Genomic DNA, 26,055 nt, shown 5'->3' on the forward strand with positions numbered 1-26,055 from the left:
TCTTAGGCGTCTGACCTGCGGAAATACAGGCAGTCTTGCACGAAACTTGAGGAATTACGTGGGTGTACTTTGAGCCTCCGCGGAGAAGCTTTCCCCATCAGAGCCGCTCACGGCTCCAAAGGTCTCTGCGTACACCGCACCAATTTGTCAGGGGAATGACATGGCCAAGATTGCCGGACGTAAAAAACGCATTATCGGAACCACCGCCGCACTCATCGCCATCGGCGGCGGCGCCGCTTTCGCCTACTGGTCCGCCACGGGCACAGGCAGCACCACCGCTGCCGCGGGCACCTCCAAGAGCTTCACCATCGAGAAGACAGCCGTGGAAGGCGAAGCTCTTTCGCCCGGCGGCCCCAGCCAGACGTTCACCTTCAAAGTCACCAATCCGGCCGGCGCGGGTGTCCAGAAGGTCAGCAATGTGGCAGTGGAAGTGGCCAACAGCGACGGCACGGCATGGAGCCTCGCCGCCGGATGCTCCAAGGACGATTTCCTGGTGGGTACCCCTACCTTTACTGCCGCCGAACTCGCCCCCGGGGAAACGGCCACCGGGACCGTGACCCTGCAGATGCTCAACCTGGCCGGCGTCAGCCAGGACGGCTGCAAGAACGCCCAGGTTCCCCTCTACTTCTCCGCCAACTGAAGAGCACAGGGGCTCACGCTCCTGTCAACCACCGCCAGCTTCCTGGCCCAATGGTGAAGCTATCCGCCTGACTGCTCCCGCAGCCCACCTCCGGAAGGTCCCATGCACACCCCCGCCAGCTCCCCCGAAGCCAGCCCCCGGCGTCGGCGGGAGCTGGCGGCGTACCACCGGGCCCTGCAGCCCGTTGCGTTCTTCCTGGCCGTGGTTGCAGGTGCTTTGCTGGGCGCCCCGCCTGCCGCGGCGTCCTGGCAGGCGCGAGGGGTTGGACATACGACGGCGGCAGTCGCCACCCTCCTTCCACCCACCAACGTGACGGTGCCGGCGGCCAGCGACTCCAACGTGGTGGTGGGCTGGACCCCTTCGCCCGGGAATGTGGCACCCACCGGTTACTACGTCACGCGCCTGACGGGGACAGCTGCCTTCCCGGCCTGTGGATCCAGCCCTGCTGCACCTGTCCCGGGCACCACGTGTACGGACACCGCGGTGCCGGACGGCACGCACCGGTACTTGGTCACCGCCGTCTACCGCTCCTGGAAATCTGCGGGCGCCGCGAGCGCGGCCGTGGCGGTGTCCAGCGTCCGCAAACTGGCCCTCAGCCCCCAGCCCCCCGCAACTGTGACAGCGGGTTCACCCCTTGTTTCCTTTAGGGTCCAGCTCCGGACGGTCTCCGGCACCGACGTTCCCGAGGCAGGAGTACGGGTCAACCTCGGACTCGGCGCGAATCCCGCAGGCGGAACGCTGGCCGGAACCACCACGGCCACAACCGACGCGTCGGGGATGGCCACCTTCAGCAACCTCTCCATCACCAAGGCCGGTGCGGGCTACACGCTGACGGCGTCCAGCCCCGGGTACCCTGATGCCACCACCAGCAGCTTCACTGTGCTCCCGGCGGCGGCCACCAAGCTCGTCATTACCGCAGGCACCACCCTTGCCGGCAGCGCCTCAGCGTCCGCCCTGCTGGGCCCCGTCACGGTGGAACGCCAGGACGCCTACGGAAACCCCGTCACCGCAGGAAGCATCCCGGTAAGCCTTTCCACCAGCTCCGGCGCAACGGGCATCTTCGCCGCCACGGCCAACGGTCCAGCCGTGACCGCGGTGACCATCCCTGCCGGTTCGGCATCGGCGTCGTTCTTCTACGGTGACACCAAGGCCGGCACTGCAGCCATAGCCCTCGCGGCACCCGGCCTGGCGGCACCGGCCGGCATCTCCGCGACCATCACGGCAGCCGCCCCAGCCAGGCTTCGCTTCGATGCAATCGGCCCCGACGTTGAAAAGAACAAGCCCATCACCCCGGCCGTCACCGTCCACGTCCTGGACGCCTTCGGCAACCAGACAGATGCCCTCGCGCAGGTCACGCTCGCCTCCCACTGCAGCATCAAGGGCGTCCAGCCGGTGGCAACCGCCGGTTCCGTGGCATTTCCTGCCCTCGAAATCGCAGGAAAAGGAACAGGCTGCACGCTGACCGCCAGCAGCGGCACCCTTGAGCCGGCCACCAGCAACGTGTTCAGTGCGTACTAGCCGGATTCCCGGGCCTGCCCGGCTCGTAGAGGTCGATGATCGGCAGGTGCCCGTCTGTGCGAATGGCGTCGCCGCCGCCGTTGCGGTGGTGGTAGCCGCTGGAGTAGTTCAGGATGATGTGCACGGATTCAACGGCGTCGGCAGCGCGCAGGGTGCCGATGATGAAATCGCGCTCCTCATCCGTGCGGTCAGCGATCTTGTGGGTGATCTGGAAGGTGAACAGGGACAGTCCCACGCTGCGGTCGTAGGTGCCTGCGCCCACCCAGTCCACCGAGAGTCCGCCGGGCAGCATCCATCCAGGCGGGCACTTCCAGAACCGGACATGGTGGCGCTTGCGCGGGTTTCCGTCGATCTCCCGCTGGAAGGCCAGGTCCTGCTTGTTGCCGAACACGTACAGCGAGCTGACCGGGGCGGCCGGGTAGCTGCGGCCCAGGACGGTGGACGTCAGCGTGTGCCAGGCGGTGGCGGGAGTGATGGCGTCGGCCTCCACCCAGCCCGCGGAACGCATCGCCCGCCGCAGCTCCTCCCCGGTCCCCACCACGGCGAGGTTCACGGGATCGCCCAGGACGCCGTCGCCCGTCCTTGCCCGGCCGATGAAGTAGTCCGGGATGTAGAGGCTGCTCAGGATCTTGTGGATGCGCGGCAGCAGCGCGTAGGCCAGGATCAGCCAGACGGGCAGGAACACCCAGGCCTGCTCCGGGCCGCGGGTGAGGCGGGACAGCAGGAAGAACCACACAGCCCAGCCCACCGCCACCGTAACCACGAGGTACAGCAGGCGCTGCAGCACCGCCAGGACGGTGGCCCACCTGCTCTGCCGGCGCTCCACCGCGCTGCTGGAACGCGAGTGGTCCGGCTCGTCCGGGATGGCGCGCGAGTCCCCGACGCCGTAGCCCCCTGCGTTGGAATCGCCCACGCCAGGAGTCACGGCTGTCCGGGGTTCAGCTGGTCAACGATGATCCGTGCCGTCTCAGAATCACCCAAAATCCTAAAGTGCCCGGCGGTGGGCAGCTCGATGTTGGTGGCACCGGGAAGGATGCTGCCCTCCGGGATGTGCGGATCGAACGGCCCGTAGATGGACGTGATGCGGCTGTTGATGGCCTCCTCGCGGGCCAGCTCAAGCGTCAGGGCGTTGGTGGGGGAAAAGATGCGCAGCGTGGGCAGCAGCATGTACTTGGCGTAGCGCGACCCGGAGAACGGGGTGCAGACCGTGACCATCCGGGAAATCCGGTGCTCGGGGTCCAGGTTCAGCATGGCGTACTTCCCGATCAGCCCGCCCTTGCTGTGCGCCACAATCACCGCGTCCCGCAACCCGGCCTCTTCAAGGTGCTGCGCCACCATCCGCGCCGCCACCGGAACATCCAGCTTGTTCCGCTGCAGCACCGTGACCACGTGGACGGGATGGCCTTCGTCGTGGATCGCCCTGATGAGAGGCATCATGAACTGCCAGTTTTCGTACACGCCGGGAATGATCAGCACGGGGCTGCGGTGGCCCTGGTGGAAGGATCCCGGCTGCACGCGCGACAGCATGCCCTGGACCTGGCACACCGCAGCGTAGACATAGTCCTGCGCCCACCACACGGCTTTCTGCAGCGCCCTGATCCGAGTCCTCACGTCCCGTTCACCCATCTGTCGAGGATATCCCGAAGGGTCCGTCAGTAGTTGCGGCGGTGCTTCAGCCGGGGAATCACGACGGCGAACACGGCCGCCGCCGCGAACCCCAGTACTCCCGTGGCTGAGACCCCCGCCCCCAGGCTGGCAAGGGCCGTCACCCCCGACAACAAGACCGGCCCGCCCGTGGACCCGGCGTCGGCCATGAACCGCCACAGCCCCAGGAACTGCCCCCGGCCGCGGTCCGGCGAGAAGTCGGCACCCAGCGTCATCACCAGCCCGGAACTGATTCCGTTGCCGAACCCGATCAGCAGCGCCGCCAGCAGCAGCCCCACGAAGGAACCGGTCAGCGGGATCAGCAGCAGCGCAATACCCATGAGCAGCGTGGAAGGAACCGCCACGAACTGCCGGCCCTTGCGGTCCATGAGCTTGCCGGCGGGATAGAACACCAGCATGTCGATCGCCCCGGACAGCCCGTAGATCAGGGAAGCGGACGTGGCATCCATGCCCAGATGGTCCGCCCACAGCGGGATCACCACCTGGCGTGACGAGCGGAGCGCGCTAAGCAGGAGGATCCCCACGCCCAGCGAAAGGAAGACACCCGCGTGGGACACCGCGACGCTCCGGAGCGTGGGCTCGGGACCCTTGTGTCCGCCGTCGGGCGCTGGCGGAACTGCCAGGTCCGGGATGGTGAGGGACAGCAGCGCCGCACCCGCCATGGCCACCACGCCCACCCAGTAGGCTCCGCCGATCCCCGCGAACTGCATGACGGCCGCGCCCAGGAACGGGCCGATGAAGACGCCGATGCGGTTCACGCCGCCCAGCGTGGACAGCGCCCGCGCGCGGAATTCCACGGGCACGGCCTCCGTCAGGTACTTCTGCCGGGCCAGGCCAAACACTGCGCCGGACATTCCGACGACGGCCATTGCCACGGCGAGCAGCCACAGCCCGTCAGGCACCAGGGACGTCAGCCCGGCGGCCGCGAGCGCAAGGCCGGCGGCGACGGCAGCACCCACGATGGACCAGCGCTCACCGAACTTGAGGGTCACCAGGGAGGCAGGCAGGTTGAAGAACCACGATCCCAGCCCGATCAGCGTCACGATCAGCGCCGCGACGGCCACCGAAGCACCGAGGTCGCGGGCAGTCAGGGCCACCACCGGCAGGATGGCCCCCGTGCCGATCCCGTACAGCAGCGTGGGTCCGAACGCTGCCACCGCGATGCCGCGCAGGTTGAAGGGCTGGGGGTCGGCCGGGGAAGTCATCAGATTTATCCTATGGCCGCTCCCGTGCGCGCCTTGGGAACACACGGGCAGCAGCACCGGGGACACACCGGGGAACACCGCCTGCGCACCCGGGGCAGACGTCAATGCGCAGGGACTGTCACTGCGCAGCGAATCCGGGCTTCAGTGCGCAGCGAATCCCAGCCTCAGTGCGCAGCGCCGCACAACGCAGCGCCGCACAGCTACTGGCGGGCCCGCTCTCCAACCCCGGCCAGCGACCTGAACAGGGCGATGATTTCCACCACCATCCCAATGATCGAGCCCACGATGCCGAGCACCAGCAGCACCCGCACCACCACGGGCCAGCCGGACCAGCTGTCCCCGAAGTCGAAGGGGAACACTTCCCACACGCGGAAGGTGGCGGCCAGGCCGATTCCCAGGACCACCAGGTTGCCCAGGGCCATGACGCCCCGGTTGCGGATCACCACGAAGACGAGGTTGGCGATGATGCCTGCGGTGAGGGAAGCGTTGATGAGGCCAAGCACGCGGGTCATATCGTCGGTCAGGAAGGGCACCGCCTGCCAGCCCGGCCAGTTGTTGATGCCCCACAGCAAGGCGGCGTTAACCAGGACAGAACCAATATTGCCGCCCCGGGTGGTCGCGGCCATGGTCATCGTCTTATCCGCCATGCAGGCTCCCAAAGCGAGTCAACGGCCGGAACTGTTTGCTCCTGCCCCTGCCATCAGGGTCCCCCCGGGGCGCCGCCGGCTAGAAGTGCCGAAGGTCCCGCCACCTGCTCCTACCGGAACTTGGCCAGCGCATCCTTCGCGTTGCCCGCAGCCGCTGCCTTGACCAGTTCTTCTGCCACAACGTGGAGCTTGGCGTTGGTGTGCTGGCTTTGAACAGCCAGGACTTTGAACGCACCCTCAGGGTCCACGCCCTGGAGGGTCATGACAATGCCCTTTGCCTGTTCGATGACGGCTTTGTGGGCATACACGCCCTCTATGGCTTGGGAGGCCGCGTGCTCCGACTCGATCCGAAGGCTCAGCGTGACGTCCACCATGAACCCGCGGACGCGTTGCACATGTCCTGAGGGGTCTGCCAGCGCGAAAATGGCCGAGAAGACGCGCCTTTCCTTGCCGTGGGCGTCAATAATCCGGTGCAGCAGCGCGCCTTGGCCGCCGGCTTCCAGCAGGCCGGACCACAACGCCCGGACGGGCCCCGGTCCTGTGGATGCTTGTGCGCCAGGAGCAGCTCGAGGGTGGGAACCACCTCACCCTGGCCCAACCCATGGATGCTGAACAGCCCCGTGGACCACCGCATCTGCCCGGAGTCCACATCCAGTTCAAAGGTTCCCGAGGGATACTTGGTGGTTGGCGGGAGCGGGAAAAGATATGTATCCAGCTTCGACCACACAGCATCCTCCAACGTCACACGCACCCCCGGCTCTTGGCCCACCATATCTGCCAAAAGCAGCATCCTAACCCGGCCGACCGCAACCTCCGGCTGATAGGCCCTCCGCCAGTGCCAAAAGGCCCGCAAATAAGCGAATTCGGGGGTCACAAAAGCCCCGCAAAGGAGTAGCGTTCGGCTTAGGGGCGCTGATCCGCGCCCACTGCCAAAGGGGAGGTCATTCGATGGGTGAAGTGTGGATCCGCACGCTCGGCAACGGGCTGGTCCGGGCAGACAAAGTTACCGAGATTACGTCCACCCGGGGGTCCCTTCATGAAGACAGGGGATATTCGCTGAAGGTCATCGTGGACGGCAAGGGCCACGTGCTGATTGACGACGCCGGCCTGCAGGGCTCGCTGGCGGAGCGGCTGGAATACGCCCGCCACGTGGAGGACGCGCTGCTGCTCGCCATGGACGAGGCGCGGGACAGCGGCACCTCCGTGGTCATCTCCTACGAGCCGGAGCGTGAGCGCTGGTCCTCCGCACCGGTCACGGTATTAACCGGCAGGCTTCCCGAAGCGGTGGGCTGAGCGCCCAGTCCACCTGTCCGGGCCGGCAGGCCCGTGATGCTGGTCCGGGTGAAGCACAGCGACCAGAGGGCAACCACCAGCACCACAACCGCCACCCACGGCATCTCCGGCCAGGCCAGCAGGAAGGGCAGCACCACGGCCACCGCCGTGACGATCAGCAGGTAACCCGCCACGGACCACCACGGGTTGGCCGGCGGGTTCCGGGTGGGATCGCTGGACTGCCGGAAGGACGGCTTGCGGATCCGTTGGAGACGGTTGTGCAGCACGCCCCACACCGGCCCGTTGAGGATTCCCACCAGCACCCCGGCGAACACCGCCGCGGTAATGGCCAGCACGCCCCAGTCCTCCACGTGCGCCCAGTGGTAGGTAGGCCCGGAGCACAGCCAGGAGGACCACCACGGATCCTGCCCCGCCCCGGCCGGGCCGCACTGCACCAGGTCCCGGGCCCAGCCTTGGGACCCCAGCCAGGCAAGCGCCGCCGGAGCGCTGAGCCCCGAGGTGAGGACGGCCAGGAGCCGCGTCACCCCCAGGCTCTTCACCATGACGCGGTGCGGACGGAGCCGCCGGTCGCCGTCGAGCACCCTGAACGCCAGCGCGCTGGAAGCGGGCGGCGGGTCCAGGATCAGCCGTGCCAGCGGATCCAGCACCTCCACCCGGTTCTTGGAGTAGACAATATGGTCGTAGATCAGCGCCGACCTGTTGTAGACGGGATGCTCCTCGGGGCCGGGACCGCCGTCGCCGGCGCTGTCCCGCTCGTAGAGCTTGCCGAACACGGGAAGCGGCCCGTTGGCGTGCGTGGAGATGGGCCCGGCCGGCACGAAGTCGAACTTTCCCCACACGTTGATCCAGCGCGGCCGCCGGGGATTGGCCAGCCAGTCCGTCACCGGGTCCTCCCCCGTGCCGCCGCCCCACTGCGCGTAGCCCAGCAGGTCCAGGCCGCTGCCCACGCTGACAAAATTGGTGGCGCGCGCCTGGTTCTGGAACAGGACCTGCCCCGTGATCGCCGCGCCCTGGCTGTGTGCCACCACGGTCACCTCCGTGCCCGCGCCGTGGTCCCAGCGCTGCAGCGTGTCCACCACCCGCTGCCTCATCGCCGCCGCCTGCAACGGCCTGCGCTTCCACACCTGCGGATCCCCCAGGAAATCGGCGAACAGGGATACGAGCTTGCCCACCCAGCGGCCCGGGCCCGGAATCCAGGCCAGGACGATGATCAGCAGCAGCACCACCAGCACGGCCAGCAGGATGAAGAACCCGGCAAACGCGGCCAGCGAGGCCAGCACCAGCTGCCGCAGCCAGGCACCGAGCCATGCCGGGCTGGCACGCCGCCGCCCTGGATAGAGGTTCCACTTGATCAGCTGCACCGAGCGGAGGTAGACGCGCAGGGCGGTGCGCAGCGCCCAGGAGTAGGTGGACGCGGCCGACGCCGGTTCAAAGTCCCTGCCCCAGGACGCCTCGGTCATGAGCACGGTGAGGTAGTCCGGCTGCCGGCCCGCGACGCTGCGGAGGACTTTGACCAGCACCTCCGGTGCATCGCCCACCGCGTTGGCCTTGGTGATCACCAGGTGCGGGTGGCTGGTGTGCGGCACCATGTCCAGCGAAAGATCGTGCAGGCTCAGCATCAGCGGCTGGGCCCACTCCTGCAGGGTGCCGCCCTTGAGTGCGCGGCCCATGCCGTGGACGAACACCACCACATGGTCCGGATGATCCAGCTCCGGCTGATCCAGGTCCGGATGATCCGGGTCCCTGGCGTCATCGGCGTCGCCAGGGCTGCAGCCTGCGCGCTTGCCCATGGCTACATGATCCACCCGGGCGGGCACGGGGGAAAGGGAGTCCGCTGTTCGCTGCCTGTGCGGGTCAGGCCGGGAAACCGCGTCCGACGGCGGCGCTCACCCGTTGCCCTTGCCTTTCTCTTTCGCCTTCTCGGCTTCCTTCTCGGCCTCTTTCTGGGCCTCCTCGAGCTTCTTTTCGGCGTCCTTCCGGGCGTCCTCGTCCTGCTCCTGCCGGTCCTCGTCCGCTGTAGGCTCCGGCGACGGCGCGGGCTGGGGCTCCGCGGCAGCCCGGGCCGCCTCCAGTTCAGCCCTGATCTTGCTGATCGCCGCTTCCGCACTGGCCCGCCGTTCCGGAGACATCAGGCCCTTGCCGGCAGCTGCCGCCACATCCTGGCCCAGCCGGTCCAGCTCGGCGAGCGCGGCGGCGAAGTCCTGCTGGGCGGTGAGCTGCTTTGTGGCTGACACCCGCTGCTGCAGTTCTGCCGCCGTTCCGGGATCGAGCGCAGGCGCGCCGGAACAGGCGGTAAACAGCACCAGGCCAAGGCCCAGGGCACCCATCCGGGCAGCAAGATTCTTCCGGTTCATGGTGTGAGGCTTTCTTCCAGTTCCTTGAAGTGTTCGCCCAGCGGCCCGGTAATGACCGGCTGGGGAGTTTCCACCGGGGCGGGGGCAGGCTGGCGGGTTGAGGTCAGCAGGACTGCAGCGAGGATGACCACCAGCACGGCGACCGCGGCCAGGATCCAGGCCCGGCGGCCAATGGTGATTCCCCGTTTCTTCGCGCCCCTGCCGGCCGTGGGCGCGGGCTGGGCTGACGAGGGCTCGTGCGCGGGGATATCCGGGGCCACTACCGGCTGCGCCGGCTGCCATGAGGTGGCGTTTGTGACCTCGCTGCCGGAGAGGGCGGGCAGCCTGCGGGTTTGGCCTCCTGCCGGCGCAGGAGGGAGCCCGCTTTCGGGGGTTCCCGCTGCCAGGACCCTGGTGGGCTGTGGAAGGGCTTCGGTGGCACTTGTCCCGCCCTGATGTCCGGGTGCCGCCTTCCAGTCACCGGCGCCGGCAAGGGCTGCTGCCACCTGGGCTGCCGAGGGGCGGTCCTGAGGCTGCCGGGCGGTCATGGCGGCAAGCAGTGCTGCCCATTGTTCTCCCAGCGTTGCCGGGATCTGCGGGGACCGTGAAAGGCGCGCCACTGCGGCTTCCAGCGGCGGCCCGGGGAAGGCCACCGCCCCGGTCAGGGCCTCCAGCAGCACCAGTCCCAGGGAATAGACGTCAGCTGGAGGTCCCACCTGTCCGCCGCTGGCCTGCTCCGGACTCAAGTACGCCGCTGTTCCCGGAACCATGTTCGTGGCGGTGACGCGGACGCCGTCGAGCATGCGTGCGATGCCGAAGTCCGCCAGCTTGGCGCGCATCGGGGCATCTGCCGCGTACCGGGCAAGCAGGATGTTGGCGGGCTTGATGTCGCGGTGCACCACGCCCTGCTGGTGGATGTAGTGCAGGGCCTCCGCCAGCCCGGAGCCGAGCCGGGCCACCTCCGCAGGGGGCAGCGGCGCTCCGGCGAGGTGGCGGCGGAGGTCGGTTCCGCTGACCAGCTCCATGACCAGGAATGGGACTTCGCGCGGGCCGGCCGCCATGGTGCCGGTGTCGTAGAGCGTCACCAGGCCCGGGTGGTTGAGCCCTGCCAGCATCCGGGCTTCGGACTGCTGCCTGCCCAGTTCCTCCTGGTCAGTCACGTCAGGGCGGAACACCTTGAGGGCCACCTCACGGTCCAGGACCAGATCGGTTCCCCGGTAGACGCTGCCCATTCCGCCGTGGCCCAGCACCCCGCCCACCCGGTAGCGCCCGCCCAGGATGGTTCCGTCCATCCCGGTCTGCGTTTCTTCCGTCATACGGCCCCTGCCTTCCGTTCAGCCTTCACTCTAGCCAAGGCATGCCCGGGGCCGGCTGCCCTGTCCCCTAACGGGGCCGCGCAAAACACCTCAGCCGCGGAGAACATTTGGAACAACAGTCGATGTAATAAATGGCCTTATGTTGCGTGCATCACATTAGGCACCTACTCTGGTTGAGGCTTAAGAAACAGGCCATAGCAAGAAGCTGCAGCGTCGCAGCCAATGCCGGGGAAGGCTTTACAACTTGAACTCCAAGCTCAACATTGTTGTCCGCGTAGATCTCGACCACGCCAGCGCACGGGTGATTGCCAAGGGGCACGTCACCGTCCACAGCGTGAATGCCCTTTTGGTAGTACTGAAGCGGGCAAACTCCTTGAAGCAGGGCCTGGACCTGCAACTCGATGTCTCACATGCACGGGTGGACCAGGAAGCCCTGGACATGCTTCATACCTCGTCCGAATCCCATCACCTGCCGCCGCTCATCGATCCGCAGCAGGCGCCTTGCACCATCAGCGTCCTGGCACCCCGTACTGCTGCTGCCCATGCCGGTCGCAGGATGCATTCGCCAGCATTGATGGCCGCCTAAGGCCTTCCAGGCAGCGGCTCTCGAAGCGCCCACTCTCGGGCCAGAGTGCCAGCCGTACACCAACTTTTCTTCCTGATTTTCCACAGGCTGCGGGTGCAGCCGTATCCGAATAGACGGGTAGCTGCACCCTCAGTTTGCTGGGAGCCCTTCACATCTCCGCAAGCGGTTCACTTGGCGCGTCCAGGGCCTATCCCGTGGTGCCGGTGTCGTCATGCGCCGAGCCCACCGGCTTGGATTCGGGTGAGCCGCGCTGGCGCAGGTAGATGGACAGGACAACCATGGACCCCACGGCCAGGAACTCGGACTGCCAGTTCTGGAAGGTGCGGTTCCAGAAGTCCGGAGAGGCCACGTACTCCGTCCAGCCCAGGGGGTGCTGGAAGTTCCTGAGCTGCTCCTCATTGAAGGCGCTGTTGCCTGAAATGGACTGCACCAGCCAGGAGAGCACGAAGATCAGTCCCATGGTCATGCCCAGGGAATTTGAAAAAACGGTCCGCCGCCAGCCGGAGACCCGGGCCCAGGCCGGTGACTTGGCGTTGCTGTGCTCGCCCACCAATTGATCAGCGTCGGATTCCAGCCCGCCCTGGTCCAGTTCCTTTGATTCGGGGGACCCTTTCTGGACCAGCCAGATGGTCGCGAAGATGTAGAGCAGGAACTGCAGGTACTCGGACTGCCAGTTTTCCGAGACGTCCACGGCGAACTGGGATGACGTGAGGTACGTGGCGAGGCTGATCTCCTCCAGCCCGCCGGTCACCTGCTCCTCGTTAAACAGGGCGTGACCGGTCAGCCCCTGCCCCAGCAGGGCCAGGAGAAATATCAGCCCAAAGAACAGGCTGAGTCCGTTGTTCCTCAATGCGGTTTTCACTGCGGACCTCCTATCCGTGGGACAGTCCGATGACGGCCATGTACGCCAGTCCGCCGAAGATCAGCAACAGGTACAGGACAAAGCTCCAGCGCATGGCTACTTGCCTCCCACTTCGCAGGTATAGGGAGCCTCGCCCTCGGGCGTGCACCCGGCTGCCGTGATTTTCCAGCCGCCACGTGCCGCGGTGAGGAAAACGGTGTCGTTGTCGAATACCACCATGGCGTTGCGGCCATAGGTTTCGGTCCCGGTGACTGCTTCCACGTCCGCCAGTTGCAGGTTCTGGAGCCGGTCCTCGCAGCTGCTGTGCTGCTCTTGTGCGGCCTTCTGGCGCGTGTCCTCCAGCAGCATTGAACACGCCGATGCCCAGTCTGAAGCAGCAAGCGCGTGGTGGAAGCTTTGGGCAGCATCAGCGGGAGCCTTTCCGTCCGGGGCGCATCCGGCCCCGGCCAGCAGTGCCAGGATGGCAGCAGCGGCCACGCCTGCCCTGCGGCACCCTTGCATCATCGGCCCGCCAATTCCGGTTCGCATGCCCCTCCCGCCTGTCTGCCGGATTACGGAGGGACTACACCCCGCCGCCGGCCCTTCCGCTGCAGGTCAACCCCTTATGGGTGACCCTACAACCACAATAGTAAGCATGCTGACAGTTAGCTACTGCGGATTACTTCGGGTTCGCCGGCCACACTGTTTTTCAGGCGTCCACGTCCCGCCGCCGGAAGCCCAGGACGGCCAGGGCAAGAAGCACGACGGCGGTCGCGGCCGCTATTGCCACGCTTCCGGCATCGACTCCGTTCCGCAGGGGGTCGTGGCCGATGTACTGGTAGAAGGGGGAGAACTCCTGGATGTCGGCCAGCCAGTCGACCAAGGGGGCCAGGCCGTTGACGATGTAGGCGATGACCGCCACGAGTGCAGGAATCCCCTTGCTGATTCCGGTCCGCCCGGTGGCTGCTGAGAGCATCAGCGCCAGGCTGCCGAAGACCACGCCGAGCAATGCAAGGTGCAGCATGGTTGCGGCCACCGTGCCGGCGGAAAGGTCGAGGTCCACCAAGGTGCCTTCGGCCACGATGGCCAGGCCCATGACCGCCGCGATCAGGAAGGTACCCGCGGCCATGGCCAGGAATTTGTCCAGGACCACCCGGCTCCGGCTCACGGGATTGGAGAGGAGCAGGTCCAGGGTGTGGCGGTCCTCCTCGCCGCCGATGGCCCCGGCGCCCGCACCAACCGCGTACATCAGGACTGCCGTGGGGCCCATGAAGGAGAGCAGCTCTACCTGGACGTAGCCGGTGGGAGTGGACATGTCCGCCCCGGCGGAGGCGAACAGGGCGCGGAACGCTTCCGGCATCTGCTCCAGGATGTCCGCCATGGAGGGCTGGTCCCGAACCGTGGGCCACAGCGCCACGTACATAGCGATCAGCAGTGCCACGGAGATTGACCAGCCCAACAGCGCGCGCCGCTGGTCGCGGAGCGTTTTGGTGAGGACGCTACTAAGCACGGCGGCTGCCCTCCTCCGCATGGTTGGCACCGTAGTAGCTGAGGAACGTCTCCTCCAGCGGCGCTTCCGCACACTCGAAGTCCACCACCTGGTGCGCGCTGACGCGTTTCAACAAAAGGTCAAGCGACGCCTGTGGCGCGTTGCAGGTCAGGGCCCGCCGGCTGACCACCACGTCGCGGAGCCCCGGCAGGTTCTCGAAGTCATCGGCGGCTATATCCTCCGCGAAAATTGCACGGATCCGGTGCAGGGACCGCGCGGCGAGTTCCTGCAGGCGCTCCACGGGCAACAGCCGTCCCTCACGCACCACACCGATCCGGTCCGCCACCCGTTCCACCTCGCCCAAAACGTGGGAGGACAGCAGGACAGAGCCGCCGCCCGCGGTGTGCTCGCGGAGCAGTTCGTGGAACACCTGCTGCACCAGCGGATCCATGCCGCTGGTGGGCTCGTCCAGCACCAGCAGCCTGGGGCCGGACATCATGGCCAGGACCACCGCCAGCTTCTGCCGGTTCCCGCGCGAAAGAGTCCTGGCGGGCCGGTTCAGGTCCAGGTCCAGCCGGTCGGCCAGCTTCATTGCACGCTGCGAGGCGTCCTGGTGGCGGAGGTGGGAGCAGAACGTCACGTGGTCCCGGCCGGTCAGCCGGTCATACAGGGCGGGCTCCCCGGGCACGTAGCCCACAACTTTGCGAACCTCCACGGACTGCCGCCATGAGTCCCGGCCCAGGATTTCGGCCCGCCCCGCGCCTGGCCGCAACATGCCCATGAGGACGCGGATCGTCGTCGTCTTGCCTGCCCCGTTCGGGCCAAGGTAGCCGAAGACTTCGCCGTCACCGATGGTGAAGCTCACGCCGTCCAGTGCAAGGGTCTTGCCAAAGCTCTTCCGGAGGTCCACCAACTGCACCATTGCATCCGCGCACATACGGCCAGTCTCCCGCCAGGAGGCCGGGGCCCACAGAGTCTTTGGGCCCTCCGCAGGTTAACGGCCTGCCCCGCCCAGGCTGCGGAGGGCTGCGGACGGCAAAGTCAGTACTTCGGCCAGTAGTCCGGGTTGAAGCTGCTGGCGTGCGGGGACGCCGGAGGATCATCCCACCGGTCCGCCGGGAAGGTGGGTTCCCGCTCCTGCCCGGGCTCCTTGTCCCGTTCCTCCTCCGGCTTGGCGGATTCCCCGGAGGCAGCCTTTCCGGCCTTCATTTTGCCCTCCTGGCGCTGTGGCCGCCCCCACCACTGCGGCTGCGCCCACCTGCCTGGACCCGCATGGGATCCGAGGTGTGGTCCTCAATCAGCGCAGTACCTGCCACCTCGCGCAGGGCATCGATTCCCTGCACAGCATGCCGGCTGTCACTGTAGGGCACCGAGACGGCGAGTTCCCTGCCGTGTCCGTCCACCAGCCGCACCCTGCAGCTGCCGCCGGAGTCTGTGAAAAGTTCAAAGCGACCGGCCATCAGCCAGCACCTCCTTGTGTCTTCGTGAAACGGTGGGAGTCCCCTGGAGACCCCCTGCCGCCGTCGTGCATGTCCCGTTGCCCGGTAGCGCGCCTGCGTCCCAGTTCCTCCCTCACAAGGTGGAGCAACTCGCGGGCAGGCTCGGACAGATGCTGCTCCTTGCCCCGGTGGCCGCTGTCCAGGCATTGAAGCAGCGCAGTCCGGATTCGGTGCAGTTCGCGCGAGGGCACGAAAGGCCAGCGGCGGAACAATTCCTGGACGGCCTTCTGGTCGGGGCCGTGGAAACGGGAACTGTTAAAGGAAATGGAAGCCAAGGCGACCTCCCGTGAGCGATCCGAGATAGCCGAACTGCTTGACTACTCTCAGAATAGGTAGCCCGAAGCCCGCGCCGTCAAGGCCCTGGCCTCCCCTACTTGGGGTAACCCATGGGTGAGTAGGGGAAAACCTAAGGGGTGGAAGCGGAAAGCCCGGCTTCCAGGCGTTCCACGTCCTCCCTGTGGCAGAGTTCGGTGGCAGGCGACATCACGGCAGCTGACCCGGCCGCAACGGCAGCACGGAACGCCTCCTCCGCAGTCCGCCCCTGTGCCAGCCGGAGCACGAAGGCTGCCAGGAAGCTGTCCCCGGCGCCCACGGTGCTGCGTACCTGGACGGCCGGAACCGGCAACCGGAGGACGCCTGACTTTGAAGCCAGCACAGCCCCGGCGTCGCCGAGGGTGAGTGCAACGTACTGGGCCGCTCCGGCCGCCACGAGTTCAGATGCAGCTTCCACCTCTTCCTGTTCACTGCCGAGGCTCGCCCCGAGGTACTCCCCCAGTTCGCGCTTGCTGGGCTTGACCAGGAAGACGCCTTCGGCGAGCGCCTCGCGCAGTGCCGGCCCGGACGTGTCCACGATGCAGTGCGCCCCGACCTGCCGGGCCAGGCGGACCACGCGGGCGTAGAAATCGTCCGGAACTCCGGGCGGGAGGCTCCCGCTGGCCACTACATATCCGCCTGTCGGGACCGCTTGGGCAACCAGGTCCAGGCACCCGCGCCACTCAGCCTCGCTGAGTTCGGGGCCTTCCAGGACAAACCGGTACTGCTTGCCCGTGGAGGTCTCGTCCACGGTGAAGTTCTCCCGGGTGCTGCCCTGGATGGGCACCACCAGGCTGGGGAGATGCTCCGCCTCGATGAGGCGGCGGTAGGCTTCGCCCACGGGACCACCGGCGGTGTACATGGCAATGCTGCGCCCGCCGAGCCGGTGGACCACCCGCGAAACGTTCACTCCCCCGCCGCCGGGATCCACCCGGCTGGCCGCGCACCGCAGCTTATGGACGCTCACCACCTCTTCGGTTGACGTGCTGACATCCAGGGCGGGGTTCACTGTCAGGGTGAGGATTTGCCGTGCGACGGCGGGCTGCGAGGCTTCCATCCGCCCAGCATAGGGGCAGTGCGCCATCAGGAGGCCAGTTGAGCCCGGCGGAACCGCAGTTCCCGGCGGGCCCCGTTGAGCGGCGATCCGCTGAAGGGCAACGCGTCCAGGTCGATGCCCATGGCCGCCTTCAGGGCAAGGGCATTGGCCGCGGCCGCAGCGCGCGGGGGTAGCCCGATGGTGGCTGCGAACTCTTCCCAGTGCCTGCTTTTGAGCCCCTTGACCTTGCCGGCCACGGGAAGGGCCAGGGTGTCGTCTCCGTACAGCAGCGTGCACGGAATGTCGTACACCGGCGCCACGGACCACGCTCCACTCCGTCCTGCCAGCACGGCGGCATTCTTGGCGTGCAGGTCCCCGTTGCCGGTGAGCCAGGCGAAAACGAACTGCAGGTAGAGGTTCCTGGTGGCCACGGCCTTCGCCTTGCACAGGCCCGCCAGCGCCAGGACCAGCTGCTCGGAGCTGACGGCATATTTCGACGCCGGCGGAAGGTTCAGCACCTGCGCCCCGTCCTCCAGCGCAAGCCGGACCAGCCCGCCGTCGTGGGTGCGGTCGAACCGCTCCACAAGCAACCCCGGCAAGCCGTTCCTGTCAGTCACCACGCTGTGCCTGGCCACGGGTATCTTCAGGGCCCTGGCTCCGGTGAGGTGGACTGCTTCGTTGAGGACCAGGTGCGGGTACTGGGGCGGATCCAGCTTGAGCAGGTAGCGGCGGCCGGCAAGGGCAAGCGGCGTGGTCATCATGGAGGCGCTGGCTTTGTGCTGCACCCCGGGCAGCCCGTGCGGGTCCACCGCGTCGGCCAGGTAGGCGAAGTCCAGCTCTTCCGGGCGGGACGTGTCCGCCAGCGGCCGCTGCTCCACCAGCTGTTCGCCGGCGGGGATCACCTGCACGTCGCCGGGAACATCCGCCCCCACGGCCAGGAGGAGGCTCAACTCATCCCCCAGGCTCGTCTTCACGGCATCCTTGAGGACCGTCAACCGGTGGCCTTCCGGCAGGAGGCCCGAGAAAAAAGCCGGCAGGGCCCCGCTGGGCGATTCAACAGGCTCGGTGGTCACCGGCAGCGTGGTGGCGACGGGCCGCGCGTCGGGCCCCACGTACTGGTGCGCGTACCGGAAGGTCACGCTCCCGCGGTCCGTCCTGGTCAACTGCCCGGCCAGGATGCCGGCCTTGTACACGTCTGCGCCCCGGACGAACTTCAGGCGCCGCAGGTCCTCAGTCATCGGCAGCCCGGAGGTGGAGTCCCACCGCGTTGGCGGCGGCGGCCACGGTGACCAGTGACGGGTTTCCCGTCCCGGTCTCAATGGCGTGGATGGTGCGGGCGGACGTGCCGACTAGGTCGGCCAGTGTGCCTTGGGTAATGCCGGCCTCCTTGCGGGCGCGCCGGATGCTGGCTCCAATCGCCTTCACATCCTCCATCATTCCCCTTCCGCAACATATTGCCGGTTTCGGCCTTTCTCCCTGCCACAATCCTCCACAAACCGGAAAACCGCAAGATATTGCAGAAAAGCCACCCAGTGCAGGACCAAGCGGTCACTGAAAGCCGGCATCGGAAGTATCCTGCTGATCGAAGCTGAACGGGGCCACCAAACCATCGTGGCAGGACGTGCCCTTGGTCCCTTTTCCCCGCCACCGGCGGGCATAGGATTTTGTGCATGAGGATTGCCGTTGCAGGGGGAACCGGTACCGTAGGGCGCCACGTGATGGAGGTAGCCAGGGAACGCGGGCACGAGGCAGTGAGCCTGAGCCGCGCAGAGGGCGTGGACCTGGTGAATGGCCGCGGCCTGTCCCAGGCGCTGACGGGCGTGGAGGCCGTGATCGATGTGTCCGGGATCCAGACCAACTCCACCAAGAAGGCGGTGGACTTCTTCACCAACGCCACCCAGAACCTGCTGGCCGCCGAAAAGCAGGCGGGCGTGCAGCACCACGTGGCCCTGTCCATCGTCGGAATCGACGGCGCCACGTCCGGCCTCTATGCGGGCAAGCTGGTGCAGGAGGAGGAAGTCCGCCACGGCGGCATCCCCTGGACGTTGCTCCGTTCCACCCAGTTCCATGAGTTCGTGCCGCTGGCGGCAAAGATCGGATCAGTGGGCCCGCTGGTGGCCGTGCCCAGGATGTTCACCCAGCCCGTGGCCGCACGGGAGGTGGCAGAGGCACTGGTGAAGGCGGTTGAGGCGGGACCGAAGGGACGCGTCAAGGACCTGGGCGGGCCGCGGACGGAACAGCTGGCGAACCTGGTCCGCACCTATCTCGCCAGGACCGGCGGCCGCAAGAAGGTGGTGGAAGCAGTGCTGCCCGGCGCCATGGGTAAAGCCATGCGCAGCGGTGCGCTGGTCCCGGCGGCGGGTGCCGCCGTCGGACGCCAGACGTTCCTGGACTGGCTGGAGGCAAGTAGTGCCGGCGGCGGGCAGGAAAAGTAGAGTACCCGCTACTCGTGCGCTTCCTGTTACGGGCCCATAGATTCGGGGAAAGCCCGCGCCGCGGTGGCGCGCGGGCCCGGACGTGGACGGGAGCAGCACCGTGGCAATACAACCGGCGATTAGTAGCGGGAGGCTGCAGAGGCCGGGACTCCTCCTGGACCTGATCACCGGAATGGAGTCGGACCTTGATTCGCTGCGTCGCCTCACCGAAGCCGCCGCACGCACTTTCAGCGGGACGGCCGGGCAAGGCGTTGACTGCGGCGCCGTCCTGACGCACGGCGACACGGCGCTACTCAGCACCGGCAACAGTGCGGATGCCGCAAGCCTGGCAGCGTCCGAGGACCGTTACGACGATGGTCCCATGGCCCAGGCCGTGGAAACGGCAGGCCCTGTAAGGGTCGACGGCGGCACGTCAGTACGGTGGGAGGGGTGCCGGCGGCGCCTGGCGGCGGCGGGGTACGGCTGGGCTCTGGCTGTGCCGCTGCGGCTGGAGGGGTCAGCATCCTCTGCCCTGCTGTTCCTGGGCCGGGGCGGCGGGGTGGAACTGAAGCAGGAGCTGGTGGCAGAGGCAACCTGGTTTGCCGCGGTGGCGTCGCAGAGCCTGAAGCTGGCGCTGGAGGTGCGCAGCGTCCGAGCGGCCGGAGACAACCTGAAGGCGGTCCTGGAAAGCCGGACGTCCATTGATGTGGCGTGCGGGGTGCTCATGGCCCAGAACCGCTGCTCCTATACGGAAGCGTTCAGCAAGCTGGCCGGCGCGTCCCGGCAGCGGAACCTGAAGGTCCGCAACGTCGCGGAAAACATCCTCAAGGCAATGCCCGCCGGGCCGCCGCCGGCACGTTTCGAGTCCTGAAGCTTCAGGCCGCTTTCGCTTCCTCGTGAACCAGGAACGCCTCCAGCGACCGCAGGGTGGCATCAGCCTCCCCGAAGGCAGGATTGACGTGCCGGTGGAGGCGGTGCAGCAGCCCGCCGTTGTGCAGGAGTCGCCGGCGGGCCGTGGCTACCGCCCGGCAGGCTGAAGCCACATTCCCCGGACGGCGGACCAGGGGAAGGGTCATGCCCTGCATCGAGGTGAGCGCCACGGCCAGGACGTTGGCGTCCATCTGGCGGCCTTCGGCCCGGCAGCGGCGGAGCCGGGCGGCGAACCCGTCCCACACTTCCCCGGCTGCGATTCGTGCTACCTCTGTCCGTGCTTCGGCCTTCGGAAGTCCCTGCCCTACGAGCTCTCTGTAGAGGTACTCGAACCGTGCGGCATGGTCCTCCGCGTCTGCTGCCGCAGCGATTGCTGGGGACGGCTCCGGGTTTGCGGGAATGTAGTTGGAGGGATGGAGAAGCATGGCCCTGCGGCGTGCTGCTTCCGCCCCTGGTGCCAAGGCGGTGGATAGTGCGTGAATGACGGCGCCCATGCCGATCCTTTCAAGTCCTGCCCCTTGCGCTTGCGCGGCCTCCCATGGAGGAACTACGAGGGGTTTTGCTTCTTGTCCCTGCCCGGGACAGAGGTGCCAGCCGGGCTTCACGGGGAGAGCTCGTCCGGCCTCGCATGCTGAGGACCCGGACAGTGCCTTTACAAGAATGGCTTGCGCTGCGGGGGCGCCCATAGGGCTGAAAGTCCCGGAAAGCGACGGTAAGAGGGCCAAGTTGCCGGGAAGGGAGCGAGACAGGAGGCCGCCTGGTTTCCGTTCGCGGAATACGGACTTTCGTCCCTGCCGGCAGGCTTCCCCCCGGTGGAAGAATGGTGCGCTGTTGCGTGTGGGTCGAAGGGATACGAGGAAGCGTTTTGAACATGACATTGCCGGTTTACGAGAACTCCAAAGTTACGGAGGGCCCAAGTGTCTTCATCCTTGATGACCATGAGTTGGTCCGTTACGGACTGCGGGACCTCCTGGAGGCAGAGGGCATGCAGGTGGCGGGCGAGAGCGGGTCGGCGGTGGAGGCCATCCGCCGCATCCCGGCGCTCCGCCCCGATGTGGCCATCCTTGACGGCAGGCTCGGTGACGGAACCGGGATAGAGGTCTGCCGGGAGGTCCGGGCTATTGACCCGGGCATAAGCTGCATCATCCTGACCAGCTACGACGACGACCAAGCCCTCCAGGGGGCCGTCCTGGCCGGCGCTGCCGGATACGTGCTGAAGCAGATCGGGAACAATGATCTCGCCGGCGCAATCCGCAGGGTTGCACGGGGAGAATCGCTGTTCGCGCCCGGGGTGAAGGAGCGGGCCCTGAACGGGCTGTTGGAAGCAGCCCCGGTGGATCCGCGATTGGAGTCCCTGAGCCTTCAGGAACGGAAGGTCTTGGCCCTCGTGGGCCAGGGCATGACCAACAGGCAGATCGGCCAGGAGCTCTTCCTTGCCGAGAAAACCGTCAAGAACTATGTCTCCGCCATGCTGGCCAAGCTCGGCTTCGAGAGGCGGACGCAGGCTGCCGTCTATATGGCGCAGTCAGCCGCAGGTGCCCCGATGCCCTAAACCCGCTGATCAGGGGGCACCGACCGCCCCGCTACAGCCGTGGGTTAGTACCATGGAAGGAAGGGGAGCCGGGGCCCCAAGAAGCCGGTCCAGGCGAAGCAGACCGCCGGGGACCACCTGTCGATTCCACAGAGGCAGTTTCTCATGTGGCGTGAACCGGTACGACAACGCACCCAGGACCTCCTGCGTGAATTCGTTGGCAGGGCAGATGAACTTGTCCGGACCCAGGAGCATATGGAGGGCCTGCTCACCGCCGTAGTGTCCCTGACAGAGGACCTGAGCCTCGAGGCAGTACTGGACCGGGTAGTGCAGTCGGCGTGCGAGCTGGTAGGTGCCCGTTATGGCGCTCTGGGCGTGATCGGCACAGACCAGCAGCTCAGCCACTTCATCACGGTGGGAATTGATGATGAGGGCGTCCGCTTCATCGGCGACCTCCCCACCGGGCATGGGGTGCTGGGGCACCTGATCCGCGAGCCCAGACCGCTGCGGCTCCATGACCTGGGCGAGCATCCAATGGCGGCGGGCTTCCCGCCCAACCACCCGCCCATGAAGACGTTCCTGGGCGTGCCGGTCCGGGTCCGCAACGAAGTATTCGGCAACCTGTACCTGACGGAAAAGAAGGACGGGCAGGACTTCACGGCGGACGATGAGGACCTTGCGGTCGCCCTCGCCGCGGCGGCCGGGGTCGCGATCCAGAACGCGCGGCTGTTCGAGGACAGCAAACGCCGCCAGGGCTGGCTGGAAGCCGGCATGGAAGTCAGCGACCGCCTGATGGCGCAGTCCCAACCGAACGACTCAGCAGGCCTGGACCTCATCGCCGAACGGGCGCTGCGCGCCTCGGATTCAGTGCTGTCCCTCATCGCAACTCCCGCCGGGGACGGCAGCCTGCGGTGCCGGACGTCGGTGGGCGCACAGTCGCTGCCCGGCGGTGAGGAACTGCCGGCGTCGAAAATAGTGGCTGCTGTGCTGGAGTCCGGCGTCTCCCAGGCCCTGACAGACCCGGCCGGCGTCCTGGGGCCAGAAGCGTCGGCGAAACTGGGCCCCGTCCTGGTGGCCGCCCTGGGGCACAAGGGCAGCGGCAACCGCAACGGTGTATTGATCCTCGCCAGGCCGGCCGGCGCGAGCCGGTACACGGAGGGAGACGTGGCATCCAGCGCCGTGTTCGCCTCCCGGATGGGCCTGACCCTTGATCTCCTCCAGGCGAACCGGCTCAGGGAAGAACACGCCCTGTTCATGGACCGGGAACGGATTGCCAGGGATTTGCACGACCTGGTCATCCAGCGTCTGTTCGCAGCAGGACTCAGCATGCAAAGCCTGCGCCGCTACACAATGGATCCGGCTGCCCACGACCGGATCACCAGCGTCACCCGCGAACTGGACGACAGCATCCGGGAGCTCAGGGACACCATCTACTCCCTCCGGGCCCGTGAAGCCGCACAGGAACTCCTCAGTGGCCGCGTACTGCGCACGGTCCAGACGGCAGTCCGGGATGCCGACGTCAATCCGACCGTCCAGCTTTCAGGAGCCGTTGACGAGGCGGTGCCCGATGAAGTCGCCGAACACTTACTGCCTGTGCTCTCCGAATGCGTCAGCAACGCCGCCAGGCACTCGGGGGCGGACGACATCAGCGTCCTGCTGGCGGCCGAGAACGGCAGGGTGGAGCTCAGGGTGCGGGACAACGGCTGCGGTTTCGAAAACCCCTCGCGGGTCAGCGGCCTGGACAATATCAAACACCGGGCGTCGCAGCTCGGCGGCAACTGCGTCATTGACAGCTCTCCTGGTAAGGGAACAAGGGTGACGTGGGCAGTCCCGGCTCCTTAGCCGCGGTTTCGCCGGGCCCAGCCCGCGGAGCCGCCGGCCGCCGCCGGAACCCCAGTTTCTCCAGCACGGAGGACACGTAGTTTTTCACCACTGGCTCAGGCAGGTTCATCTGCTGCCCCACCTCCCGGTTGGTCAGTCCCCTGGCGATGAGGACCAGCACCTCCTGCTCCCGGGCAGCCAGGGAGTCCATCCACGGAGCTGTGGCAGTGCGGCCAAGGCTTTCGGCAACGAGGTCCTTGACGCCGGGCCTGAACAATGAGTGGCCGGCCGCAATAAGGCGGATCCCGTCCACCAGTTCGGTGCCCCCAATCCGCTTGAGCACGTACCCGGAGGCCCCTGCCAGCACCGCTCCGCGCACAGCCTGCTCATCGTCATAGCTCGCCAGGATCAGGCACCGTATGCCTGGATCGACGGCCCGGATATCGCGGCAGACTTCGATGCCGGTACCGTCCGGCAGCATGTCGTCCAGGACTGCCACGTCGGGTTTCAGGGCGGGAATGCGGTACGCGGCCTCGGCTGCGGAACCGCTTTCACCGACCACCTCAATCCCTTCGGTTTCGAACAGGTCCCGGAGTCCCTGCCGTACCATGGCGTGCCCCGTGACAACGAAAACTCGGATGGACGCGGCCTGGGACCGCCCCCCGTTCAGGTGTGGTGCTGGCGTCTGCATGAAAAAGCTCCCGCTGGATCAGTCCATCCCCCGCCACCCGCCTGAAGCGACCGGGAGGCCGGGATCGACTCCAGTTAATTGTCCGTTCTGGAACTGGCCACCAGCAGGGGCTAAAGGCCGTACTTGCCCCAAAACATCAATGGCCGCCGGTGTGGCCGGCGGTATGCTCCACGGTGGGAACCGGCCCCGGGGCCACGTCCGCGTCAGAACCGCTGACTGCAGGGCCAATGACGAAGGCGGACAGGGAGAACATGGCTGCGTAAACCACCAGTCCCACCGCCGGCGCAATCCAGCTCCCGAAGCGCCGGCGGAGCCGGACCAGCATGGGGATGGACGCAACGAGCCCCAGTACACCGAACAGCGCCGTGCCGCCAGACCCGGCCACCAAGGCCGTTCCGGCAAGGATCCCGACGTGGTGCAGGACATGCGGCAGCAGGCCCATGACCACACCCACGGCGCCCACCACCGTATGCCACACCGCCTGAACCCTTGAACTGATGGTCCGGCTGGCAGGAAGTGCGCCCGTCTGGGCGGTGGCGGCAACGGAATGCACATGGGAGGAATGGTTGCTTGTCACTGCTGCCCTCCGCCACATTCCTGCATCATAGGACTTAGTGTTTTCCGCAGGCGGCATCGGCTGCAAGGGCCGAAGTCCCCGAGTCAGTGACCGTATTTTCCCTTACCCCGGAGTTTCAGATGCCTTTCCCTTTGGCCAACAGGACCAGGAACCATTCAGTGGCGGCCGGCGCGGCCGCACTGGTGATCGCGCTGGCCGGCTGCACGGCCGCCCCGCCTCCGGCCCCGGACACCACAGGACATGCGGAGGGCGGGCTTCCCAGCGCCCACGTCCATGGACTCGCCGTCAGCGGTGAGAGCAGCAAGGTGTTGCTGGCCACGCATGAGGGCCTGTTCGATGTGACCGGCGGCCATGCCGTCAAGATCGGTGGCACCAATGATCTGATGGGCTTCACGCCCGGCGCCTCCGAGGGAGAGTTTTATGCTTCCGGCCACCCCGGTCCCGGCTCGGACCTGCCCAACCCGCTGGGCCTGGTGAGGACGTCCGACGGCGGCAAAACCTGGGAACAGCTCTCGCGGCAGGGCGAATCCGATTTCCACGCCCTTACTGCCACAAAATCCGGGATCGTGGCCTTCGACGGAACCCTGAGGACCAGCACTGACGGCAGGACCTGGAACACCGTGGCGGCGGCGTTCGCACCGGCCGCCCTCGCCGGCCATCCGGACAGTGATACCGTGCTGGCCACCACGCCGGAGGGAATCCAGCGGTCCGCGGATGCCGGTGCCACCTGGAGCCCGGTGGCAAACGGCCCGGTGATCCAGTACGCGACGTTCGCCAGCCCGGCCGAGGCAGCAGGCGTGGAGCCGGACGGCACCGTCCACTATTCCTCGGATGCCGGCATGACGTGGACCAGGAAGGGGCGCATCGACGCGCAGGTGATGGCCATCGCCTCCGTCAAGGGCCAGGATGGCCGCCCCTGGCTGTGGGCGGCCACCCCGGACGGAGTGATTGTTTCCACCGACGGCGGGATGACCTTCCGTCCGTCGGCGGCGGAGTAATCCCCGGCGGCGGACTCATCCGCCCACTCCCCTACCGGTTGACGTACTTTCCGCCACAGGCCGCCTTTTCGGCGTCACTGCCGAGAACATACAGCGCATTGTTTTCCCCCGGAACGCCCTGGTGCACCAGGACGTGGAGGGGATGGGTACGGCCGTCTGTCTGGGGAAGGTCGGCGGCATGCGGATTGTTTTCAAACACGGCCCCGGGAAGGTCAACATCGGCTTCGCCCGCGCCCTGCGCCATTATTACGCAGCCGCCGTTGCCCACCACCTTGACGTGGGTATGGTCAGCCACTGCCGCGCCGGCAGAGGCAACAAGCAGGAGTGCGGAGGCGGCAGACGCGGTGGCGGCGGCGCGCAGTGTCCGGGTGGTTTTCATGTCAAAGCCCTTTCGTTGACAGCTGGAACAGGACGGGCAAGGGGAAAGCCCCTCCTGGGAGGGGCTTTCATCGTAGTGGTTTTGCGTCTTTCTGGTATCGATCAGCGGTGATGCGCTCCCCCTTCCCGGACGCCCCCCCGGCGCCCATCCGGACTCTGACAAGAACAGACTTTAATCCTGTACCCACGCCCAGTAAAGGGGTTGTGCTAAGGAAAATCCGGCCCGTTGTTCCCGCCCAAGGGGACACAGGCCGCCCAACCAAGTAAGCCGCCATTCCTTAATAGGTACGGCCTACCCGTGCACCATTGTCTTCGCCGCCCGTACGGTAGTAAGG

The 26,055-nt window shown here is 66.9% G+C and carries 30 protein-coding genes; 9 read left to right on the forward strand and 21 right to left on the reverse strand.

What is annotated here, in order from left to right; genetic code table 11:
* Window positions 1-160 precede the first annotated feature (160 nt).
* Together ASPHE3_RS14715 and ASPHE3_RS14720 are read left to right on the forward strand one after the other, a co-directional pair.
* Window positions 161-640, forward strand: a complete 480-nt coding sequence (locus ASPHE3_RS14715) for a hypothetical protein (protein WP_013601984.1) — start codon at window positions 161-163, stop codon at window positions 638-640.
* 102 nt (window positions 641-742) lie between these two features.
* Window positions 743-2,158 (forward strand): hypothetical protein, encoded by a 1,416-nt coding sequence (locus ASPHE3_RS14720; protein ID WP_013601985.1) that lies wholly within the window; start codon window positions 743-745, stop codon window positions 2,156-2,158.
* Here ASPHE3_RS14720 and ASPHE3_RS14725 read toward each other — a convergent pair.
* The 5 genes from ASPHE3_RS14725 to ASPHE3_RS22505 form a co-directional block, all read right to left on the reverse strand.
* Window positions 2,145-3,071 carry an LssY C-terminal domain-containing protein gene (locus tag ASPHE3_RS14725; protein WP_254362885.1) on the reverse strand — a complete coding sequence of 309 codons (927 nt, stop codon included), beginning with the start codon at window positions 3,069-3,071 and terminating at the stop codon, window positions 2,145-2,147. The genes ASPHE3_RS14720 and ASPHE3_RS14725 overlap by 14 nt on opposite strands.
* 8 nt (window positions 3,072-3,079) lie before the next feature.
* On the reverse strand, window positions 3,080-3,784 hold the full coding sequence (locus ASPHE3_RS14730) for an esterase/lipase family protein (protein ID WP_013601987.1): 705 nt from the start codon (window positions 3,782-3,784) through the stop codon (window positions 3,080-3,082).
* A 26-nt stretch (window positions 3,785-3,810) separates the two neighbouring features.
* The gene (locus tag ASPHE3_RS14735; RefSeq protein ID WP_013601988.1) at window positions 3,811-5,028 is read right to left on the reverse strand and encodes an MFS transporter; all 1,218 of its coding nucleotides are present in this window, start codon (window positions 5,026-5,028) and stop codon (window positions 3,811-3,813) included.
* A 200-nt stretch (window positions 5,029-5,228) separates the two neighbouring features.
* Window positions 5,229-5,675 (reverse strand): hypothetical protein, encoded by a 447-nt coding sequence (locus tag ASPHE3_RS14740; RefSeq protein WP_049786077.1) that lies wholly within the window; start codon window positions 5,673-5,675, stop codon window positions 5,229-5,231.
* 110 nt (window positions 5,676-5,785) lie between these two features.
* Complete coding sequence (locus tag ASPHE3_RS22505; protein ID WP_254362887.1) at window positions 5,786-6,193, reverse strand: ANTAR domain-containing protein; 408 nt, start codon at window positions 6,191-6,193, stop codon at window positions 5,786-5,788.
* Window positions 6,194-6,623: 430 nt separating this feature from the next.
* On the opposite strand from ASPHE3_RS22505, the gene ASPHE3_RS14750 reads away from it, so the two are divergent.
* Window positions 6,624-6,968, forward strand: coding sequence for a thioredoxin domain-containing protein (locus ASPHE3_RS14750; protein ID WP_041652238.1), 345 nt, complete (start codon window positions 6,624-6,626; stop codon window positions 6,966-6,968).
* Here the strand turns inward: ASPHE3_RS14750 and ASPHE3_RS14755 are convergent.
* From ASPHE3_RS14755 to ASPHE3_RS14765, 3 genes are all read right to left on the reverse strand, one after another.
* Window positions 6,890-8,758, reverse strand: coding sequence for a hypothetical protein (locus tag ASPHE3_RS14755; protein ID WP_013601990.1), 1,869 nt, complete (start codon window positions 8,756-8,758; stop codon window positions 6,890-6,892). The two genes, ASPHE3_RS14750 and ASPHE3_RS14755, sit on opposite strands and share 79 nt — an antisense overlap.
* 96 nt (window positions 8,759-8,854) lie before the next feature.
* Window positions 8,855-9,322, reverse strand: a complete 468-nt coding sequence (locus ASPHE3_RS21245; protein WP_013601991.1) for a hypothetical protein — start codon at window positions 9,320-9,322, stop codon at window positions 8,855-8,857.
* Complete coding sequence (locus ASPHE3_RS14765; protein ID WP_013601992.1) at window positions 9,319-10,617, reverse strand: serine/threonine-protein kinase; 1,299 nt, start codon at window positions 10,615-10,617, stop codon at window positions 9,319-9,321. The genes ASPHE3_RS21245 and ASPHE3_RS14765 overlap by 4 nt, the downstream gene beginning before the upstream one ends.
* A gap of 244 nt (window positions 10,618-10,861) precedes the next feature.
* Here ASPHE3_RS14765 and ASPHE3_RS14770 point away from each other — a divergent pair, with 244 nt between their 5' ends.
* Window positions 10,862-11,203 (forward strand): hypothetical protein, encoded by a 342-nt coding sequence (locus tag ASPHE3_RS14770; protein WP_013601993.1) that lies wholly within the window; start codon window positions 10,862-10,864, stop codon window positions 11,201-11,203.
* Window positions 11,204-11,390: 187 nt separating this feature from the next.
* Here ASPHE3_RS14770 and ASPHE3_RS14775 read toward each other — a convergent pair whose 3' ends face one another.
* From ASPHE3_RS14775 to ASPHE3_RS14815, 9 genes are all read right to left on the reverse strand, one after another.
* Window positions 11,391-12,065 (reverse strand): DUF6766 family protein, encoded by a 675-nt coding sequence (locus ASPHE3_RS14775; protein ID WP_013601994.1) that lies wholly within the window; start codon window positions 12,063-12,065, stop codon window positions 11,391-11,393.
* A 96-nt stretch (window positions 12,066-12,161) separates the two neighbouring features.
* Window positions 12,162-12,593 (reverse strand): hypothetical protein, encoded by a 432-nt coding sequence (locus tag ASPHE3_RS14780; protein WP_148258109.1) that lies wholly within the window; start codon window positions 12,591-12,593, stop codon window positions 12,162-12,164.
* 160 nt (window positions 12,594-12,753) lie between these two features.
* Window positions 12,754-13,554: an ABC transporter permease subunit gene (locus ASPHE3_RS14785; protein ID WP_013601996.1), complete on the reverse strand. Its 801-nt coding sequence runs from the start codon at window positions 13,552-13,554 to the stop codon at window positions 12,754-12,756.
* A complete protein-coding gene (locus tag ASPHE3_RS14790) occupies window positions 13,547-14,470 on the reverse strand; it encodes an ABC transporter ATP-binding protein (protein WP_013601997.1) in 924 nt (307 codons plus the stop codon). The genes ASPHE3_RS14785 and ASPHE3_RS14790 overlap by 8 nt, the downstream gene beginning before the upstream one ends.
* Window positions 14,471-14,574: 104 nt before the next feature.
* Window positions 14,575-14,742, reverse strand: a complete 168-nt coding sequence (locus ASPHE3_RS22300; RefSeq protein WP_013601998.1) for a hypothetical protein — start codon at window positions 14,740-14,742, stop codon at window positions 14,575-14,577.
* Window positions 14,739-14,993 (reverse strand): YegP family protein, encoded by a 255-nt coding sequence (locus ASPHE3_RS14795; RefSeq protein WP_013601999.1) that lies wholly within the window; start codon window positions 14,991-14,993, stop codon window positions 14,739-14,741. Before ASPHE3_RS14795 ends, ASPHE3_RS22300 begins: the two co-directional genes overlap by 4 nt.
* A gap of 445 nt (window positions 14,994-15,438) precedes the next feature.
* The gene (locus ASPHE3_RS14805) at window positions 15,439-16,401 is read right to left on the reverse strand and encodes a 1-phosphofructokinase family hexose kinase (protein WP_013602001.1); all 963 of its coding nucleotides are present in this window, start codon (window positions 16,399-16,401) and stop codon (window positions 15,439-15,441) included.
* A 26-nt stretch (window positions 16,402-16,427) separates the two neighbouring features.
* Window positions 16,428-17,618 (reverse strand): type II toxin-antitoxin system HipA family toxin, encoded by a 1,191-nt coding sequence (locus tag ASPHE3_RS14810; RefSeq protein WP_013602002.1) that lies wholly within the window; start codon window positions 17,616-17,618, stop codon window positions 16,428-16,430.
* Window positions 17,611-17,817: a helix-turn-helix transcriptional regulator gene (locus ASPHE3_RS14815; protein ID WP_246084615.1), complete on the reverse strand. Its 207-nt coding sequence runs from the start codon at window positions 17,815-17,817 to the stop codon at window positions 17,611-17,613. Before ASPHE3_RS14815 ends, ASPHE3_RS14810 begins: the two co-directional genes overlap by 8 nt.
* Before the next feature lie 233 nt (window positions 17,818-18,050).
* Between ASPHE3_RS14815 and ASPHE3_RS14820 the strand changes: the two genes are divergently transcribed.
* Entirely contained in the window at window positions 18,051-18,815 is a 765-nt protein-coding gene (locus ASPHE3_RS14820) for an SDR family oxidoreductase (RefSeq protein ID WP_013602005.1), read from the forward strand.
* A gap of 100 nt (window positions 18,816-18,915) precedes the next feature.
* Entirely contained in the window at window positions 18,916-19,665 is a 750-nt protein-coding gene (locus ASPHE3_RS14825; RefSeq protein WP_041653024.1) for an ANTAR domain-containing protein, read from the forward strand.
* Window positions 19,666-19,669: 4 nt separating this feature from the next.
* Here the strand turns inward: ASPHE3_RS14825 and ASPHE3_RS14830 are convergent, their stop codons facing one another.
* Entirely contained in the window at window positions 19,670-20,218 is a 549-nt protein-coding gene (locus ASPHE3_RS14830) for a hypothetical protein (RefSeq protein ID WP_013602007.1), read from the reverse strand.
* 377 nt (window positions 20,219-20,595) lie between these two features.
* Here ASPHE3_RS14830 and ASPHE3_RS14835 point away from each other — a divergent pair, with 377 nt between their 5' ends.
* Entirely contained in the window at window positions 20,596-21,276 is a 681-nt protein-coding gene (locus tag ASPHE3_RS14835) for a response regulator (protein WP_013602008.1), read from the forward strand.
* Window positions 21,277-21,420: 144 nt separating this feature from the next.
* Window positions 21,421-23,097, forward strand: a complete 1,677-nt coding sequence (locus tag ASPHE3_RS14840; protein ID WP_013602009.1) for a GAF domain-containing sensor histidine kinase — start codon at window positions 21,421-21,423, stop codon at window positions 23,095-23,097.
* Here the strand turns inward: ASPHE3_RS14840 and ASPHE3_RS14845 are convergent.
* Both ASPHE3_RS14845 and ASPHE3_RS14850 read right to left on the reverse strand, forming a co-directional pair.
* Window positions 23,039-23,767 carry a response regulator transcription factor gene (locus ASPHE3_RS14845; RefSeq protein WP_013602010.1) on the reverse strand — a complete coding sequence of 243 codons (729 nt, stop codon included), beginning with the start codon at window positions 23,765-23,767 and terminating at the stop codon, window positions 23,039-23,041. The genes ASPHE3_RS14840 and ASPHE3_RS14845 overlap by 59 nt on opposite strands.
* Window positions 23,768-23,903: 136 nt before the next feature.
* On the reverse strand, window positions 23,904-24,344 hold the full coding sequence (locus ASPHE3_RS14850) for a hypothetical protein (protein WP_013602011.1): 441 nt from the start codon (window positions 24,342-24,344) through the stop codon (window positions 23,904-23,906).
* Between the two features lie 119 nt (window positions 24,345-24,463).
* Here ASPHE3_RS14850 and ASPHE3_RS14855 point away from each other — a divergent pair, with 119 nt between their 5' ends.
* Window positions 24,464-25,342 (forward strand): F510_1955 family glycosylhydrolase, encoded by an 879-nt coding sequence (locus tag ASPHE3_RS14855; RefSeq protein WP_041652243.1) that lies wholly within the window; start codon window positions 24,464-24,466, stop codon window positions 25,340-25,342.
* A 31-nt stretch (window positions 25,343-25,373) separates the two neighbouring features.
* Here the strand turns inward: ASPHE3_RS14855 and ASPHE3_RS14860 are convergent, their stop codons facing one another.
* A complete protein-coding gene (locus ASPHE3_RS14860) occupies window positions 25,374-25,721 on the reverse strand; it encodes a hypothetical protein (protein ID WP_013602013.1) in 348 nt (115 codons plus the stop codon).
* Between the last annotated feature and the right edge of the window lie 334 nt (window positions 25,722-26,055).

The organism is Pseudarthrobacter phenanthrenivorans Sphe3 (assembly GCF_000189535.1).
Lineage (GTDB): Bacteria > Actinomycetota > Actinomycetes > Actinomycetales > Micrococcaceae > Arthrobacter > Arthrobacter phenanthrenivorans.

What these genes read in the sequence shown, in the direction of transcription:
- ASPHE3_RS21245 (WP_013601991.1), bottom strand. Translation starts at nt 9,322, where the DNA reads ATGAACCGGAAGAATCTTGCTGCCCGGATGGGTGCCCTGGGCCTTGGC.
- ASPHE3_RS14790 (WP_013601997.1), bottom strand. Translation starts at nt 14,470, where the DNA reads ATGTGCGCGGATGCAATGGTGCAGTTGGTGGACCTCCGGAAGAGCTTT.
- ASPHE3_RS14860 (WP_013602013.1), bottom strand. Translation starts at nt 25,721, where the DNA reads ATGAAAACCACCCGGACACTGCGCGCCGCCGCCACCGCGTCTGCCGCC.
- ASPHE3_RS14765 (WP_013601992.1), bottom strand. Translation starts at nt 10,617, where the DNA reads ATGACGGAAGAAACGCAGACCGGGATGGACGGAACCATCCTGGGCGGG.
- ASPHE3_RS14735 (WP_013601988.1), bottom strand. Translation starts at nt 5,028, where the DNA reads ATGACTTCCCCGGCCGACCCCCAGCCCTTCAACCTGCGCGGCATCGCG.
- ASPHE3_RS14810 (WP_013602002.1), bottom strand. Translation starts at nt 17,618, where the DNA reads ATGACTGAGGACCTGCGGCGCCTGAAGTTCGTCCGGGGCGCAGACGTG.
- ASPHE3_RS14780 (WP_148258109.1), bottom strand. Translation starts at nt 12,593, where the DNA reads ATGCGAACCGGAATTGGCGGGCCGATGATGCAAGGGTGCCGCAGGGCA.
- ASPHE3_RS14805 (WP_013602001.1), bottom strand. Translation starts at nt 16,401, where the DNA reads ATGGAAGCCTCGCAGCCCGCCGTCGCACGGCAAATCCTCACCCTGACA.
- ASPHE3_RS14720 (WP_013601985.1), top strand. Translation starts at nt 743, where the DNA reads ATGCACACCCCCGCCAGCTCCCCCGAAGCCAGCCCCCGGCGTCGGCGG.
- ASPHE3_RS22300 (WP_013601998.1), bottom strand. Translation starts at nt 14,742, where the DNA reads ATGAAGGCCGGAAAGGCTGCCTCCGGGGAATCCGCCAAGCCGGAGGAG.
- ASPHE3_RS14830 (WP_013602007.1), bottom strand. Translation starts at nt 20,218, where the DNA reads ATGGGCGCCGTCATTCACGCACTATCCACCGCCTTGGCACCAGGGGCG.
- ASPHE3_RS14795 (WP_013601999.1), bottom strand. Translation starts at nt 14,993, where the DNA reads ATGGCCGGTCGCTTTGAACTTTTCACAGACTCCGGCGGCAGCTGCAGG.
- ASPHE3_RS14730 (WP_013601987.1), bottom strand. Translation starts at nt 3,784, where the DNA reads ATGGGTGAACGGGACGTGAGGACTCGGATCAGGGCGCTGCAGAAAGCC.
- ASPHE3_RS14855 (WP_041652243.1), top strand. Translation starts at nt 24,464, where the DNA reads ATGCCTTTCCCTTTGGCCAACAGGACCAGGAACCATTCAGTGGCGGCC.
- ASPHE3_RS14750 (WP_041652238.1), top strand. Translation starts at nt 6,624, where the DNA reads ATGGGTGAAGTGTGGATCCGCACGCTCGGCAACGGGCTGGTCCGGGCA.
- ASPHE3_RS14840 (WP_013602009.1), top strand. Translation starts at nt 21,421, where the DNA reads ATGTGGCGTGAACCGGTACGACAACGCACCCAGGACCTCCTGCGTGAA.
- ASPHE3_RS14755 (WP_013601990.1), bottom strand. Translation starts at nt 8,758, where the DNA reads ATGGGCAAGCGCGCAGGCTGCAGCCCTGGCGACGCCGATGACGCCAGG.
- ASPHE3_RS14740 (WP_049786077.1), bottom strand. Translation starts at nt 5,675, where the DNA reads ATGGCGGATAAGACGATGACCATGGCCGCGACCACCCGGGGCGGCAAT.
- ASPHE3_RS14715 (WP_013601984.1), top strand. Translation starts at nt 161, where the DNA reads ATGGCCAAGATTGCCGGACGTAAAAAACGCATTATCGGAACCACCGCC.
- ASPHE3_RS14835 (WP_013602008.1), top strand. Translation starts at nt 20,596, where the DNA reads ATGACATTGCCGGTTTACGAGAACTCCAAAGTTACGGAGGGCCCAAGT.
- ASPHE3_RS14845 (WP_013602010.1), bottom strand. Translation starts at nt 23,767, where the DNA reads ATGCAGACGCCAGCACCACACCTGAACGGGGGGCGGTCCCAGGCCGCG.
- ASPHE3_RS14820 (WP_013602005.1), top strand. Translation starts at nt 18,051, where the DNA reads ATGAGGATTGCCGTTGCAGGGGGAACCGGTACCGTAGGGCGCCACGTG.
- ASPHE3_RS14815 (WP_246084615.1), bottom strand. Translation starts at nt 17,817, where the DNA reads ATGATGGAGGATGTGAAGGCGATTGGAGCCAGCATCCGGCGCGCCCGC.